Source organism: Streptomyces sp. NPDC057002 (assembly GCF_042673825.1).
In the GTDB taxonomy this organism is placed as follows: Bacteria; Actinomycetota; Actinomycetes; order Streptomycetales; family Streptomycetaceae; genus Streptomyces.
The window spans coordinates 802,013-815,663 of the sequence record NZ_JBHURZ010000002.1 but is presented as its reverse complement, the minus strand read 5'-3'; the positions used below and the strand labels follow the sequence as shown (position 1 = coordinate 815,663).

At 72.6% G+C, this 13,651-nt stretch carries 11 protein-coding genes; 8 read left to right on the top strand and 3 right to left on the bottom strand.

Annotated elements, in window-relative coordinates; all coding sequences use genetic code 11:
* The first annotated feature begins 122 nt into the window (after positions 1–122).
* Together paaI and paaK are read left to right on the top strand one after the other, a co-directional pair.
* Positions 123–536, top strand: a complete 414-nt coding sequence (paaI, locus tag ACFT32_RS11760; protein ID WP_382488870.1) for a hydroxyphenylacetyl-CoA thioesterase PaaI — start codon at positions 123–125, stop codon at positions 534–536.
* A complete protein-coding gene (paaK, locus tag ACFT32_RS11755) occupies positions 533–1,840 on the top strand; it encodes a phenylacetate--CoA ligase PaaK (protein WP_382488266.1) in 1,308 nt (435 codons plus the stop codon). The genes paaI and paaK overlap by 4 nt, the downstream gene beginning before the upstream one ends.
* Before the next feature lie 9 nt (positions 1,841–1,849).
* Here the strand turns inward: paaK and ACFT32_RS11750 are convergent, their stop codons facing one another.
* Positions 1,850–3,058: a PP2C family protein-serine/threonine phosphatase gene (locus ACFT32_RS11750; protein ID WP_382488265.1), complete on the bottom strand. Its 1,209-nt coding sequence runs from the start codon at positions 3,056–3,058 to the stop codon at positions 1,850–1,852.
* A 115-nt stretch (positions 3,059–3,173) separates the two neighbouring features.
* Positions 3,174–3,932: an IclR family transcriptional regulator gene (locus ACFT32_RS11745; RefSeq protein ID WP_382488264.1), complete on the bottom strand. Its 759-nt coding sequence runs from the start codon at positions 3,930–3,932 to the stop codon at positions 3,174–3,176.
* Positions 3,933–4,134: 202 nt separating this feature from the next.
* Here ACFT32_RS11745 and ACFT32_RS11740 point away from each other — a divergent pair, with 202 nt between their 5' ends.
* The 6 genes from ACFT32_RS11740 to ACFT32_RS11715 are packed head-to-tail and all read left to right on the top strand — an operon-like array spanning position 4,135 to position 11,976.
* Positions 4,135–5,718 (top strand): ABC transporter substrate-binding protein, encoded by a 1,584-nt coding sequence (locus tag ACFT32_RS11740; RefSeq protein ID WP_382488263.1) that lies wholly within the window; start codon positions 4,135–4,137, stop codon positions 5,716–5,718.
* Positions 5,719–5,720: 2 nt separating this feature from the next.
* Positions 5,721–6,677: an ABC transporter permease gene (locus tag ACFT32_RS11735; RefSeq protein WP_382488262.1), complete on the top strand. Its 957-nt coding sequence runs from the start codon at positions 5,721–5,723 to the stop codon at positions 6,675–6,677.
* Positions 6,674–7,558, top strand: a complete 885-nt coding sequence (locus tag ACFT32_RS11730; RefSeq protein WP_382488261.1) for an ABC transporter permease — start codon at positions 6,674–6,676, stop codon at positions 7,556–7,558. Before ACFT32_RS11735 ends, ACFT32_RS11730 begins: the two co-directional genes overlap by 4 nt.
* A gap of 1 nt (position 7,559) precedes the next feature.
* Positions 7,560–9,308, top strand: a complete 1,749-nt coding sequence (locus ACFT32_RS11725; RefSeq protein ID WP_382488260.1) for a dipeptide ABC transporter ATP-binding protein — start codon at positions 7,560–7,562, stop codon at positions 9,306–9,308.
* On the top strand, positions 9,305–11,311 hold the full coding sequence (locus ACFT32_RS11720; protein ID WP_382488259.1) for a CocE/NonD family hydrolase: 2,007 nt from the start codon (positions 9,305–9,307) through the stop codon (positions 11,309–11,311). The genes ACFT32_RS11725 and ACFT32_RS11720 overlap by 4 nt, the downstream gene beginning before the upstream one ends.
* Positions 11,278–11,976, top strand: coding sequence for a TetR/AcrR family transcriptional regulator (locus ACFT32_RS11715; RefSeq protein WP_382488258.1), 699 nt, complete (start codon positions 11,278–11,280; stop codon positions 11,974–11,976). The genes ACFT32_RS11720 and ACFT32_RS11715 overlap by 34 nt, the downstream gene beginning before the upstream one ends.
* On the opposite strand, the gene ACFT32_RS11710 is transcribed toward ACFT32_RS11715, so the two are convergent.
* Complete coding sequence (locus tag ACFT32_RS11710; protein ID WP_382488257.1) at positions 11,939–13,564, bottom strand: glycoside hydrolase family 43 protein; 1,626 nt, start codon at positions 13,562–13,564, stop codon at positions 11,939–11,941. The two genes, ACFT32_RS11715 and ACFT32_RS11710, sit on opposite strands and share 38 nt — an antisense overlap.
* Positions 13,565–13,651: the final 87 nt, after the last annotated feature.

Below are 13,651 nucleotides of genomic sequence, written 5' to 3'. Positions count from 1 at the left end.
TTGACATGCGCGGAGCCGATGGGATTACTTGGCAAAGCCGAAGCTAACCGAATGTTCGGTCGGTAGACAAGGTGGTGCGAGAGGTGACCCATACCGCTGACGCGACACCGGCCGCGGAGGCGATGTTCGCCGCGGACCAGGCCTCACGCGGGCTCGGTGTCGAGCTGCTCGAGCAGGGCGAAGGAACCGCCGTGCTCCGGATGACAGTGACCCCGGGGATGGTGAACGGGCACGGCATCGCCCACGGGGGCTACGTCTTCCTGCTCGCCGACAGCGCCTTCGCCTGCGCCTGCAACAGCCACGGCCCGGTGACCGTCGCGGCCGGGGCCGACGTCACCTTCGTGGCCCCGGCGTACGAGGGCGACCTGCTGGTGGCGCGGGCCGAGGAACGCACCCGGTTCGGCCGCAGCGGCCTCTACGACGTGAGCGTGCTGCGGGGTGACGAGGTGATCGCGGAGTTCCGGGGCCGCAGCCGGACCATCGGGAGCACGAGCGCGAGTACGAGCGCCGGCACGACGTCGAAGGAGTCGCGATGACCGGCGAGCCCCTCCCCCAGGATCTGCTGGACGACGCCGAGCGCCTCACCCGCGAGGAGCTGCGCGAGCTCCAGCTGGACCGGCTGCGCCGGAGCCTGCGGCACGCCTACGACAACGTGGAGGCGTACCGGAAGAAGTTCGAGGCCGCCGGGGTCACGCCCGAGGACTGCCGGTCGCTGGACGACCTGTCACGGTTCCCCTTCACGACCAAGGCCGATCTGCGCGACACCTACCCGTTCGGCATGTTCGCCGTCCCCATGGCCCAGGTCCGCCGGGTCCACGCCTCCAGCGGCACCACGGGCCGCCCCACGGTCGTCGGCTACACCGAGAACGACGTGTCGATGTGGGCGGACCTCGTCGCCCGCTCGATCCGGGCCGCCGGCGGGCGGCCGGGGCACAAGGTGCACATCTCCTACGGCTACGGCCTGTTCACCGGAGGCCTCGGCGCCCACTACGGCGCGGAGCGCGCCGGCTGTCTGGTGATCCCGGCCTCCGGGGGCATGACCGCCCGCCAGGTGCAGATCATCCAGGACTTCGAGCCCGAGATCATCATGGTCACGCCGTCCTACATGCTGACGCTCCTCGACGAGTTCGAGCGTCAGGGCGTCGACCCGCGCTCCACCTCGCTGCGGGTGGGCATCTTCGGGGCCGAGCCGTGGACGGAGGAGATGCGCCGCGAGATCGAGGAGCGCATGGACATCCATGCGGTCGACATATACGGCCTGTCCGAGGTGATCGGCCCGGGAGTCGCGCAGGAGTGTGTGGAGACCAAGGACGGGCTGCACGTGTGGGAGGACCATTTCCTCCCCGAGGTCGTCGACCCGATCACGGGTGAGGTGCTGCCCGAGGGCGAGGAGGGCGAGCTGGTCTTCACGTCCCTGACCAAGGAGGCGTTGCCGGTCGTCCGCTACCGCACCCGCGACCTGACCCGGCTGCTGCCCGGCACGGCCCGGCCCGCCTTCCGCCGCATCCAGAAGATCACCGGCCGCTGCGACGACATGATCATCCTGCGCGGGGTGAACGTCTTCCCCAGCCAGATCGAGGAGATCGTCCTGCGCACGCCCGGTGTCGCCCCGCACTTCCAGATCCAGCTGACCCGGCGCGGCCGCATGGACCACATGACCGTCCACGTCGAGAGCCGCCCGGGCACGCCCGCCGAACTACGCGAGGCCGCCGCCCGCACGATCGCGCAGGACGTCAAGGACGGCGTCGGCGTCACGGTCGACGTGACAATCGTCGAGCCGGAGACGCTGGAGCGGTCGGTCGGCAAGCTGCGTCGGGTGAAGGATCTGCGCGAGGACTGAGAACCCCCCTCACGAGCAGCACCGGGCCTCGGCATGCGGGGCGGGAGCAGTCGTGACGGGACCGGCCACACCCGATTCGGCTGCCGCCGGCTTGCGGATCAGAAGCAGGGCCGCGTCGTCGTGCAGCCGTCCGCCGACGTGGGCCAGCAGTTCGTCGTGGAGGGCGCCGAGGGTGCGGGCCGGCTCGTGGGAGACATGGCGCTCCAGCCCTTCGGCGAGCGGGTAGAAGGCCCGGCCGTGGTCGCGGGCCTCGGTGACGCCGTCGGTGTAGAGGAGCAGCTGGTCGCCGTCGGCGAAGGGGAGTGCCTGGAGGCCGGGAGCGTGGCCGGCCAGGGCGCGCAGCCCGAGGGGCGGGGACGGCAGGTCGGGCTCGACCGGCGTGACGCTCCCCGAGGCGCTCACCAGCAGCGGGGGCGTGTGCCCGCAGTTCACCACCTCCAGCTGTCCGGGCTCCGGGTATCCGGCGACGATGGCGGTCACGAAGTCGTCGTGGCCGAGATTGCGCGCCAGACTGCGCTCGATCCTCTCGACCACGGCGAGCAGGTCGGCCTCGTCATGAGCGGCCTCGCGGAAGACACCCAGCACCAGCGCGGCCGTCCCCACGGCGGGCAGCCCCTTGCCGCGCACATCGCCGACGATCAGCCGCACCCCGTGCCGGGTGGGAATCAGGGCGTAGAGATCGCCGCCGATGCGGGCCTCGGCGGCCGCGGCGCTGTAGCGGACGGCCACCTGGAAGGGACCGACGTTCGCCGGTACGGGCCTGAGCAGCGCGTGCTGGGCGGTCTCCGCGACCGAGCGGACGGCCGCGAGCACCCGTTCGCGGCGCCCGCGCAGGACACTGGCCAGACCACTCGCGAGCGTGACGGCCATCAGGGCCGACAGCACCGCGGCCAGCTCACGGCTCGGAACGCCGTCCCGGACGCCGAGCAGCGCGCCGAGCACCGAGGCGAGCAGACCCACGCAGACGACGCCTCGCGGCCCGTTGGTCGTGGCCGCGAGGGCGGGCCCGGCGGCGAGCAGGGGCAGCCAGATCATCCCCGCGCCGTCGGCGAGATCGGCGAGCAGGACGGCTGTGACGACCAGTACGGGCAGGACGGGCATACCGGCGGCCAGCTGCGCGAAGGCGCGCTTGCGGGCCGAATCCTCGGCACCGGCCACTCGACTGCTGGATGGCCCCGCGGGCCGGTGGTCGGCACCAAGGTCACGCGCATGGCTCATGTTGGTATCCGGGTCCCTCACCTGTGCGCGGGGTGCGAGTCTGGAAGCGCACCCCTGAAATGTCTGCTTTATCCAGATAAAGGGGTGGCTTGGGGCACCGGCAAGAAGTGGATTTTCAGATAGTGAGCGAGAGGCTCCGGGTCACCCGGCTCGCGGTCGGCAGCAGCCGCTCCCGAGCCTCCGTCAGCCGGGAGAGCCGGTTCACCGGGAGTGAGACGCCGAGGGAACCGATGGTGTCCCCGCTGTAGACCGGGACGGCGACGCAGACCGTGCCGAGGGCGTACTCCTCCAGGTCCGTGACGGCCGGGGCCATGGGGGCGGTTTCCAGCCGCCGGAGCAGTTCCGGCAGGCTGGTGATCGTCCGGGGCGTGAGGTCGGCGAGCTGGTGGCGGGAGAGGTAGTCCTTGCGGGCCTCGACGTCCAGTTCCCGCAGCACGGACTTGCCGAGCGCGGTCGCGTGCCCCGCGTCCTCGAAGCCCACCCAGAGATCGACGCGGGGTGTCCCGGGGCCGTCGACGATCTCTGCGACCCGGATCTCGCCGTCCTCGTAGAAGGTGAGGTAGGCGGCGGACGTGAGCTCGTCCCGCAGCGCGGCGAGCGTGGGCCGGACCCGGTTCAGCAGCGCCTGGGCACGGCCGGTGGTCTTCAGCGTCTGCAGCTTGTCGCCGAGGACGAACCCGCCGTCGTCCAGTTTCCGCACGTACCCGTCGTGGACGAGGGTCCGCAGCAGGTGATAGGCGGTGGCCAGGGGCAGGCCCGTCTCCCGCGCCAGTTGCTTCGCCGGTGCGCCGTTCTCGTGCGCGCTGACCACCTCCAGCAGCCGCATGGCCCGCTGGACGGACGTGATCAGGGTAGGGCCGGCTTGCTCAGCCATAGGACCAGCCTGCGTCAGGCGTACGAAGGGGGCAAGGCGGCCGGACATCCGGCCCGGCTCACCCCGGAGCCCGGGGTGAGCCGGGGCGTTTGTGACGACTTCTTCACAGCCCGAAGGGTTGGCCTGAAACCACCTGCTCGCTATCGTTCACGGACTTCACTCAATCGTTCAGCGTACGAATAGCGACAGGGAAGGTCGGTTCATGTCCGGCACCCATCACCCAGGGCGCCGCTCGGTGCTCGCCGCGGGCACCGCCTGTGCGGCCTCGCTCGGCGCGTCCTGGCTGCTGTCCGGCTGCTCGGGCGCCACCGCCGCCCCGGTCCTGCCGACCGCCGCCCAGCGCGGCGCGCCCGACCGCGGCGGGACCCTGCGGATCGCCCGTCCGCCCGCCTCCGATGCCGAGACCCTCGACCCGGCGAGCTCTCTGTCCGCCTACGAATACCTGGGCGCCCTCTACAACCGGCTGGTCCGCGTCGGCGCGGGGGGCGAAGTGGCTCCCGACCTCGCCGAGTCCTGGGAGCCGGACGGCGCGGCGCGCACCTGGACCTTCCGGCTGCGCAAGGGCGTCACCTTCCACGACGGCCGCGCCTTCACCTCCGCCGACGCCGCCTACACGCTGCGGCACATCCTGGACAAGGCGACGGCGTCCCCGCAGGCCGGCGTCCTCGCCCCGCTCGTCGACCCCGGGCGGCTGCGCACACCCGACGCCCACACCCTCGTCGTGCCGCTGAAGGCCCCGAACGCCGAGTTCCCGAGCCTGCTCACGCACTACAACTGCTACGTCGTCCCCGAGGGCAGCGGGAAGTCCATCGGCCGCACCGGCATCGGCACCGGCCCCTTCAAGCTGGAGTCCTTCGCACCGGCCGGCCCCGGCCGCATCACCGCCTACCGGGACCACTGGGCGGGCCGCCCGGTGCTCGACGCGATCGCCTTCTACTCGGTCGCGGACATGTCCGCCCGCTCGAACGCCCTGCTCGCCGGGCAGGTCGACCTGCTGTCCCAGACCAACCTGGACTTCGCGACCGCCCGGGTGGTGGCCGCCTCCGACCGCGCCACCATCGCCCGGGTGAAGAACGCCCAGTGGTACGTGCTGCCGATGCTCACCACCGACAAGCCCTTCACCGACGTCCGGGTCCGCCGGGCCATGAAGCTCGCCTACGACCCCGAGCACATCGTGAAGGCCGCGCTGCAGGGCGCGGGCAGGCCCGGCTGGGACAACCCGGTGCCCCCGGACGACCCGGCGCACATCTCCGCGCACCCCGAGCACGATCCGGAGCAGGCGCGGTACCTGCTCAGAAAGGCGGGCCACGAGGACCTGGCCGTCGACCTGTACACCTCCGCGTACGACCCCCTCTTCACGCCCATGGCGCTCGCCTACCAGGAGTCGGCGAAGCGGGCCGGCATCCGGATCCGCGTCAAGACGGCGTCGGCTGACTCCTACTACACGCAGATCTGGATGAAGCAGCCGCTGATGGCCACCTACTGGTACACCGGCCGGCCCGTCGACCAGCTCTTCAACCAGGTCTTCCGCGGCGGCTCCTCGTACAACGAGACCGCCTGGTCCGACAAGGGCTTCGACGCGCTGCTCGACCGGGCGCGTGCCGAGACCGACGACGCCAGGCGCCGCGACCTGTACGGCGAGGCGCAGTCCTGGGTGATCGACAAGGGCGGCGCGATGACCCCGATGTTCGCCGACCGGCTCGTGGGCATCTCGCGCAAGGTGCGCGGCTACGCGGAGCACGGCTTCGAGTTCGACTACCTCGGCATCGGCCTGAAGGGGGCCTGACCATGCTCTCCTTCATAGCCCGCCGGATCGCGGCCTCGCTCGGCACGCTCCTGCTCTCCTCGCTGCTGGTCTTCCTCGCCGTCCAGGCCCTGCCCGGGGACGTCGCCACCCAGGTCCTCGGCAAGGACGCGACCCCGCAGGCGGTGGCCGAGCTGCGCGGCAGCCTCGGCCTGGACCGGCCCGCCTTCGAGCGCTACGGCGACTGGATGTGGGGCGCCCTGCACGGCGACTTCGGCGCGTCCCTGGTCTCCGGGACGGCGGTCGGTGGTGAGGTCACCCAGTACCTGGGAAACTCCATGCTCATCGCGGCCATCACCATCCTGTTCGCGGTGACCGGCTCGCTGCTGCTGGGCATCCTCGCCGGGCTCTACCGCGACCGCTGGCCCGACCACCTCATCTCGACGGTCAGTCTCGTCGGCATGAGCGTCCCCGAGTTCGTCGTGGCCACCGTCCTCGTGCTGTGCTTCTCGGTCGCGCTGCCGTGGTTCCCCGCGGTCGTCCTCTACGGCCCCGACGCCACGGTCGGCCAGCTGCTGCCCGCCGTCTGGCTCCCGGCCCTCGCCCTCGCGGTGGTGATGGCCGCCTACATCGTCCGCATGGCCCGCACCTCGGTGATCGACGTGATGGCGAGCGAGTACGTCACCACCGCCCGCCTCAAGGGCCTGTCCACCTGGCGGGTCGTCACCCGGCACGCCCTGCCCAGCGCCCTGCTCCCCGTCCTGCACGTGATCGCGCTCAACGTGGCCTGGCTGCTGGGCGGCGTCGCCGTCGTCGAGAACGTCTTCAACTACCCGGGCATCGGCAAGCTGATGCTCTCCTCGGTGCAGAACCGGGACCTGCCCGTCATCCAGGCCATCGCCCTGATCAGCGCCGTCGTCTACGTCGCGTGCAACCTCGCCGCCGACCTCGGCGCCATGGCCCTCAATCCCAGGCTCCGCACCCGAGGGAGGACCCGATGACCACGGTCGACACCGTCCGTGCCGACGCCCCCGCCTCGCGCGCCGTCCGTGCGTGGCGCACGCTGCGCTCCTCGCGCGCGGCCGTCGTGGGGCTCGCGATCGTCGCCGTCCATGTCGTGATCGCGCTGCTGGCCCCGCTGCTCACCTCCTACGACCCGATCGCCGGCAACGCCTCGCAGGCCCTGCTCGGTCCGGGCGGGGAGCACTGGGCGGGCACCGACCAGTACGGCCGCGACGTCCTCGCGCGTGTCCTGTACGGCGGCCGGTACGCGCTCGGCGTGTCCGTCGCCGCCACCGTCGTGAGCGTCGCCCTCGGCACGGTCATCGGCTGCGCCACGGCGCTGCGCGGCGGCTGGTTCGACGACCTGATCGGGCGGGTGCTGGACGCCGTGCTGGCCGTTCCGGCGGTGCTGGCGCTGCTCGTGGTCGTGACGGCGCTGGGTACCGGACCTGCCGTCATCGTCCTCGCCGTCGCCGTCGTGTTCGTCCCGCAGGTGGTGCGGGTGGTGCGCGGGGCCGCCCTGGCGGTCGTGCCCGCCGACTACGTGACCGCCGCCCGGGCCCGCGGGGAGGGCACCTGGTCGATCCTGCGCCGGGAGGTCCTGCCGAACATCGTGGACGTGGTGTGCGTGGAGTTCGCGATGCGCGCGTCGTGGGTCGTGCTGCTGATCTCCTCGCTGTCCTTCCTGGGCTTCGGCGCCGACCCGCCGACGCCGGACTGGGGCCTGATGGTCGCCGAGAACCGCACCGCCATCACCGTCGTGCCGATGGCGAGCGTCGCGCCGATCATCGCCCTGGCCACGCTCGTGATCGGGCTCAACCTCGCGGCCGACGGCCTCTCCAAGGCCTGGGGCGTCGACCGGATCAGGGAGGGCTCCTGATATGACCCCGCTCGTCTCCGTGAACTCCCTGTCCGTGGCCTACCGCTCCGGCGGCCGTCAGGTCCCCGTGGTGCACGAGGTGTCGCTGGAGGCCGCCGCCGGGCGGACGCTCGCGCTGGTCGGCGAGTCCGGCAGCGGCAAGTCCACCCTCGCCGCCGCCCTGCTCGGGCATCTGCGGCACGGCTCCCGGGTCACCGGCGGCTCGGTGACGGTGGACGGCCGGGACGTCTTCGCCCTGTCCGCGCCCGAGCTGCGTCGGCTGCGCGGCCGGACGGTCGCCATGGTCGCCCAGAACGCGGGCCAGGCGCTGACCCCGTCCATGCGCGTCGGCCGGCAGATCGCGGAGGCGGGCGGCGACATTCCCGTCACCGACCTGCTCGACCAGGTCCGGCTGCCGCGCCCCGCCGAGCTGGCCCGCCGCTATCCGCACGAGCTGTCCGGCGGCCAGCAGCAGCGCGTCGCCCTCGCCATGGCGATCGCCGCCCGGCCCAAGGTGCTGGTCCTCGACGAGCCGACGACCGGCCTCGACGTCGTCACCCAGCGGGGCGTGCTGGACCTGATCGCCGCCCTGCGCGACGAACTGGGCCTGGCGGCCGTGCTGGTGAGTCACGACCTGGGCGTCGTCGCGCACCTGGCGGACGAGGTGTGTGTGCTGAAGTCGGGCCGGGTGGTGGAGTCGGCTCCCACACGGCAGCTGTTCGCGCTGCCCCGGGAGCCGTACACGAAACGGCTGCTGGCGAGCGTGCCGCGGCTGGACGACGCCGGTCTCGCCCTCGTCAGGGAGACCGGCGAGCGGGAGATCCGCCCGAGGGCCGTAGTGCCCGAGGACGCGCCGGTCGCCGTCTCGGCCCGTGACGTCACCGTCGACTACGGCAGTTCTCGTGCCGTGGACGGGGTCTCCTTCGAGGTCCGGCGCGGTGAGGTCCTGGCCCTCGTCGGCGAGTCGGGCAGCGGCAAGTCCACGCTGGCCTGGACCCTCGCGGGGCTGCGCACACCGTCCGGCGGCGCCATGACCCACGAGTCGGGCGATCTGGCCCGGCCCGCGCAGCGGCGGCCGATGTCCCTGCGGCGGCGGGTGCAGCTGGTCTTCCAGAACGCGGACACCTCGCTCAACCCCCGGCGCTCGGTCGGCGACGCCATCCGGCGTCCGCTGCGGTTCTTCGGCACGGCCGGCGGCCGGGCGGAGTCGGCCGAGCGCGCCCGGCGGCTCATCGCCGACGTACGGCTGGACCCGGCCTTCGCCGACCGGCTGCCCGCCCAGCTCTCCGGCGGTCAGCGGCAGCGCATCGGCATCGCACGGGCGCTGGCGGGCGAGCCGGACGTCCTCATCGCCGACGAGATCACCACCGCGCTGGACGTCTCCGTCCAGGCCGAGGTGCTGCACCTGGTCGACGACCTGCGCCGGGAACGCGACCTGGCCTGTCTCTTCATCAGCCATGACCTGGCCGTCGTGCGCGGCATCGCGGACCGCGTGGTGGTCCTGCGCGGCGGTGTCGTCGTCGAGGAGGGCCCCACGGAAGCTGTCTTCTCGGATCCTCAGCACCCGTACACGCGGCAGCTGATGGCGGCCGCGCTCGAACCCGACCCCGACGCCCGGCCGACGGTCGAGGCGGCCCCCGACTGGGCCGACGCCGCCCAGGAGGGCGAGGTGTGGACCGACCACGGCGACGGCCACCGCGTGCGCCGCTGGCGGCCCGCCGGCACCCCCGACGACAACCCGACCGCTCCCGTCGCAGAAGGAGTTTCGTGAAGTACCGCGACCGGTTCGCACGCCAGGTCGTCCGCGAGGACGTGTGGATCCCCACCCGGGACGGCACGACCCGCCTGCACGCCCGCATCTGGCGCCCGGCCGACGCCGGGTCGGACCCCGTGCCCGCGCTGCTCGAGTACCTGCCGTACCGCAAGAGCGACTGGACCGCCCCGCGCGACGCCCAGCGCCACCCCTGGTACGCCGGTCACGGCTACGCCTCCGTCCGGGTCGACGTCCGCGGCCACGGCGACAGCGAGGGCACGCCCGGCGACGAGTACGACGCCCAGGAACTCGCGGACGGCGTGGACGTCGTCAACTGGCTCGCCGCGCAGCCCTGGTGCACCGGCAAGGTCGGCATGTTCGGCATCTCCTGGGGCGGCTTCAACTCCCTCCAGATCGCCGCCCTCGCCCCCGAACCGCTCAAGGCCGTCGTGACGGTCTGCTCCACCGACGACCGCTACGACAACGACGTGCACTACACGGGCGGCGCCGTCCTCGGCATCGACATGCTCGCCTGGGCCGGCACCATGCTCGCCTTCACCGCACGCCCGCCGGACCCCGCGAACGTCGGCGCGGACCGCTGGCTGCCCCTGTGGCGCGAGCGCCTCGACTCGCTCGAACCCTTCCTGCACACCTGGCTGGAGCACCAGCAGCGGGACGACTACTGGCGGCACGGCAGCGTCTGCGAGGACTACACGGCGATCGACGCGGCCGTGCTCGCGGTCGGCGGCTGGAACGACCCGTACCGGGACACCGTGCTGCGGCTCGTGGAGCACCTCCCCGGTGATCAGGTGCGGGGCATCGTCGGCCCCTGGTCGCACCAGTACCCCGACCGCGGACTGCCGCCCGGCCCGGCCATCGGGTTCCTCCAGGAGACCCTGCGCTGGTGGGACCAGCACCTCAAGGGCATCGACACAGGCGTCATGGCGGAGCCGCTGCTGCGCTCCTGGCTCAACGACCCCGTACCGCCCGCCCCCTCGCGCCAGGAGATGCCCGGCCGCTGGGTGAGCGACGCCGAGTGGCCCAGCCCGGACGTCACCTGGGACACCCGTCCGCTCGGCGACAGCCATGACCCGGTCCTCGTGCGCTCTCCGCAGCACACCGGCCTGGACGCCGGCCGTTTCTTCCCGTTCGGCAACGCCGCCGACCTGCCGCCCGACCAGCGCGAGGAGGACGGCAGGTCCGTCTGCTTCGACTCCGCGCCCCTGGACGGGCGCGTGGAGATCCTCGGCCGGCCGCGTGTCCGGCTCCGCCTCGACAGCGACACCCCGCGGGCCCATGTCATCGCCCGCGTGTGCGATGTCGCTCCCGACGGCTCGTCCACGCTCGTCACCCGGGGCGTGCTCAACCTGCTGAGCAGGAAGGGCCGCGAACACGCCGTCGAATGGACTCCGGGGACGTACGAGGACGTCGAGTTCGACCTCAACGGCATCGGCTACGCCTTCCCGCCCGGCCACCGCGTCCGTGTCGCCGTCTCCGACGCGTACTGGCCCTGGGTCTGGCCGCACGGCGAGCGCGGGGCACTGCACGTCGTCCCGGCCGACAGTTCCGTCCTGCTGCCGGTGCGCGAGGCCGCCGACGAGGTCACCGTCCGCTTCGAGGAACCGGAGCAGGCGGTACCGATGCCGGTCACCTACGACACTCTCCCGGACCCCCGCCCCGAGCGGCTGGTCACGCACGACGTCGCCGAGGGCGAGTGGACTCTGGACGTCGACCCCGGGTACGGCGGGTCGCGGACGTACCCGGACGGGCTGCGCTACGAGGAGAGCGCCCGCGAGACGTACACCATCCGCACCGACGACCCGCTGTCGGCGCGGGCCGTCTCCGAGTGGCGCATCCGGCTGCGGCGCGGGGACGACTGGGACGCTGAGATCATGGCCCGGACCGAGCTGCGCGCCACGGCCGCGGAGTTCATCATGGACAGCCGTATCGAGGCACGGGGGAACGGAGAGACAGTGGCCGAGCGCGCATGGCACCGCACCACCCCGAGGACGTCGGGATGACGGGCGCCGGGCAGCCGCGGCAGGGCGCGAAGAGCCCGCGCCGTGCCGTCGCCGCCCGCGACCGGACCCGGCAGCCCACCGAGGTGCGGCGGCGCCTCATCGTCGACGCGGCCGTACCGCTGATCGCGGAGCGCGGCTACAAGTCGGTGGGCGTGCGCGACGTGGCGGCCGCGGCCGGGGTGTCCGTCGGCACGGTCACCTACCACTTCGACAGCGTGCAGGAGGTCCTCTCCGAGGCCATGGTGCTGCACATCGAGCAGTACTACGCGGCGCTCAGCGAGGCCGCCGAGCACGCGACCAGCGGGGCCGAGGCGCTCAGGCTGCTCGTCGACGCGCTGTTCACCGAGGACACCGACCGGCACTGGCGGATGTGGTTCGACTTCTGGCACGTGGGTGAGCAGAGCACCGACGAGGCCTTCGCACGGGGGCAGGCCGACCGGTACGCGGCATGGCACCGGCAGATCCGTGCCCTGGCCGAACGGGGCGTCGCCGACGGCGAGTTCAGCGGTGACGACCTCGACGGCTTCACGGCCCGCTTCGCCGCCCTGGCCGACGGCCTCGCCCTGCAGCGCCTGCGCCAGGCACCTCCCCTGACCACTCAGCAGGCACGGCACCACCTCAACCGGTTCATCGAACGGGAGCTCGTTCCCCAGCCCGGTACGTGACCTCGTCGAAGTCGGCAGGGTGACCGCCCCCGGTGAGGTCCCAGGCCCACAGGCCGACGAACGCGCCAGTGAAGCCGAGAGCGCGGATCTGGCCGTCCTCGATGTGCTCGGCGTGCTCGTCGGACAGAACCGTCGCGTCCAGGACGGGGCCGAAGGGCTCCCAGCCCCGGCCGGTGTCGTACCGGAAGCGCAGGCCGGCCCCTTCGAAGTCCAGGCCGAGCCGCAGTCGTGTGATGTCGCCGAGCGGTGCCTCACCCGCTTCGTCGACGCTGAGCACACCCCGGTCGCTGCTCGCGACGCGCAGGACGGGCTGCCCCTCGTCGTCCACGGTGACGTACAAGTAGTGCCAGTTGCGGGTGTTGTAGTACGCGGTGATCCCGGCCAGGTGCTGGAACGCGTGGGGCCGGTACTCCATCGTCGCCTCGAACGTGCAGCGCGCCGATGTGACACGGCGGGCCACCAGGCTGGGCTCGACCAGGCTCTGCGGTGACCGGCCGCCGCGAAGCCGCAGGTGGGACGGGCGTTCGGTGAGCGAGACCCAGTCGGGGGTCGCGGGGCGGCGCAGTGTCGACCAATGGGGGCCCAGGGCCGGGCCGTCGAATCCGTCGGTGTCGTCCCCGTCCGCGTGGTCCCTGCCCGCCGTGGAAGTACCGGCCGGCACCTCCAGGGCGGGTAGCCCGCCCTCGACGCGCGGCCAGCCGTCGGCGGTCCAGGTCACGGGCGCCAGTGCCGTCTCCCGGCCCAGGACGCACGGCCCTCGGCGCCCGAGGGGCCGGGCCACGAGGTAGGCCAGGTGCCAGTCGCCTTCCCCGGTCTCCACCAGGCTGCCGTGCCCGGCCTTCTGCAGGGGCAGGTCGGGGTGGTCGCGGGCGGTGAGGAGCGGGCCGTCGGGGTCGCGGGCGTAGGGGCCCGTGAGGGTGCGCGAGCGGGAGACGGTGACCTGGTGGTCGTAGCCCGTGCCGCCGTCCGCGGTGAGCAGGTAGTACCAGTCGCCCCGGCGGTAGAGGTTCGGGCCCTCGATCCAGCCGGCCTGCGGCGGCAGTTCGATCCGCTCGGGGTCGCCGGTCAGGCGGCGTTCGGCACGGTCGTAGCGCCGGGCCTCCAGGCCCGCCGAACCGCCGTGGCCGGGGCGCCAGTCGTGGACCAGGTTCAGCAGCCGGCTGTCTGGGCCGTCGTGGAAGAGGGAGACGTCGAAGCCCCGGGCGTGCAGCGGTACCGGATCCGACCAGGGGCCCTCGACGGAGGGGGCGGTGACCAGGTGGTTGGGGCAGTCGGTGAAGCCGCCGACGTAGGTGGAGACGTTGCTGTAGACGAGGTGGAACAGGCCGTCGGCGTGGGTGAGGCTGGGCGCCCACACGCCGCCCGAGTCCGGGCAGCCCGTCAGGTCGAGCAGGCGGGTGTCGTCGAGGGCGCCGCCGAGGGGGCGCCAGTGCACCAGGTCCGTGGAGTGGTGCAGGCGCACGCCCGGATACCACTCGAACGTCGACGTGGCCAGGTAGAAGTCCGGCCCCACGCGGAGGATCGACGGGTCCGGGTGCGACCCGGGCAGCACCGGGTTGCGGATGACGCCTGCCGGCCGGTTTCGCATGCGATGTCCCCTCGTGACGCCCGCTCCGGCATGCGCCGGGTGATCACCGCAGGACCGTAATGTCGAATACGTTCGCGAGCAACGCCG

Excerpts from the sequence above, each read along its gene's own strand:
- ACFT32_RS11710 (WP_382488257.1), bottom strand. The coding sequence starts at position 13,564 with ATGCGAAACCGGCCGGCAGGCGTCATCCGCAACCCGGTGCTGCCCGGG.
- ACFT32_RS11730 (WP_382488261.1), top strand. The coding sequence starts at position 6,674 with ATGACCACGGTCGACACCGTCCGTGCCGACGCCCCCGCCTCGCGCGCC.
- ACFT32_RS11735 (WP_382488262.1), top strand. The coding sequence starts at position 5,721 with ATGCTCTCCTTCATAGCCCGCCGGATCGCGGCCTCGCTCGGCACGCTC.
- paaI (WP_382488870.1), top strand. The coding sequence starts at position 123 with ATGTTCGCCGCGGACCAGGCCTCACGCGGGCTCGGTGTCGAGCTGCTC.
- ACFT32_RS11725 (WP_382488260.1), top strand. The coding sequence starts at position 7,560 with ATGACCCCGCTCGTCTCCGTGAACTCCCTGTCCGTGGCCTACCGCTCC.
- ACFT32_RS11750 (WP_382488265.1), bottom strand. The coding sequence starts at position 3,058 with ATGAGCCATGCGCGTGACCTTGGTGCCGACCACCGGCCCGCGGGGCCA.
- ACFT32_RS11740 (WP_382488263.1), top strand. The coding sequence starts at position 4,135 with ATGTCCGGCACCCATCACCCAGGGCGCCGCTCGGTGCTCGCCGCGGGC.
- ACFT32_RS11745 (WP_382488264.1), bottom strand. The coding sequence starts at position 3,932 with ATGGCTGAGCAAGCCGGCCCTACCCTGATCACGTCCGTCCAGCGGGCC.
- paaK (WP_382488266.1), top strand. The coding sequence starts at position 533 with ATGACCGGCGAGCCCCTCCCCCAGGATCTGCTGGACGACGCCGAGCGC.
- ACFT32_RS11715 (WP_382488258.1), top strand. The coding sequence starts at position 11,278 with ATGGCACCGCACCACCCCGAGGACGTCGGGATGACGGGCGCCGGGCAG.